Below are 844 nucleotides of genomic sequence, written 5' to 3'. Positions count from 1 at the left end.
CCTGAAGAGAGCTTTACCATTACCGTCGTTTCAAATGAAGAAGCAGCCTCACAACAAGGTACTGTTGTAGGTAACTGCTCTAATGAAACACAGAAAATTATTTATACAAAAAAATAACTCATGCTATGCAGAGGGCTCTAAATGAAGCCCTCTCGCTTTTTATTCTAGTTGTAGAACGCCATGTTATTCAGAGCTTGAATGAGCGATCAAGCCTACATATATAATTTCGTCACCTTCACTAATAATGTCAATTCAATTGTATAAAGCTGTTGTTCTTCTTCGTGTACAAATTCATATAATGGCTTAATTTTCTACTATGTTAATACAAACTTACTAAGTTGAGTGATAATCCCATTTGGATTAGAAAATAAATAGTGATACTATTTTCTCGCTGGTCAAGGATGACTAGCCCTACAATAATTATGAGTTAATCTTAAAAACTCCCCTTTAACTGAAGGGGAGTTTTTTATTTTTTAGGAACAGTCTTATTCACTTATTTACGGAATCAACATGGCACTTTTCAATTAAAAATTACTTTATTTCTATGTTTGTTGTTGTTTAATTTTCCGGATTACTTTTTTGCAAAAAAATCGCCATTTCTCGAGGCTCCGTTTTGTAATATCTTATTGAGATTACTACCTTTTTAAGGTTGCCCCCATTCACGATTAACGTATAGTGACGCTTATTCATAAGTAGTTATTCTCATTTAGCCTCGATATCTGGGGCATTTCTTTATTGTTCAATTTTCCGTATTGCTTTCCTATTGAAAATATACTTATACTATTGGATTAAACTTTCATTACATAAGAGAACTGTATCAATATATATATGTATAATAACCCCG

Annotated in this window: 1 protein-coding gene; it reads left to right on the top strand. The window is 32.3% G+C overall.

What is annotated here, in order from left to right:
- Positions 1-18: 18 nt before the first annotated feature.
- The gene (locus JK188_RS17915; RefSeq protein WP_230085013.1) at positions 19-117 is read left to right on the top strand and encodes a DUF1161 domain-containing protein; all 99 of its coding nucleotides are present in this window, start codon (positions 19-21) and stop codon (positions 115-117) included.
- Positions 118-844: the final 727 nt, after the last annotated feature.

The sequence above is a fragment of the Providencia sp. JGM181 genome, assembly GCF_018257375.1.
GTDB classification, from domain to species: Bacteria; Pseudomonadota; Gammaproteobacteria; order Enterobacterales; family Enterobacteriaceae; genus Providencia; species Providencia lanzhouensis.
This window is presented reverse-complemented; position numbering and strand designations above follow the sequence as displayed.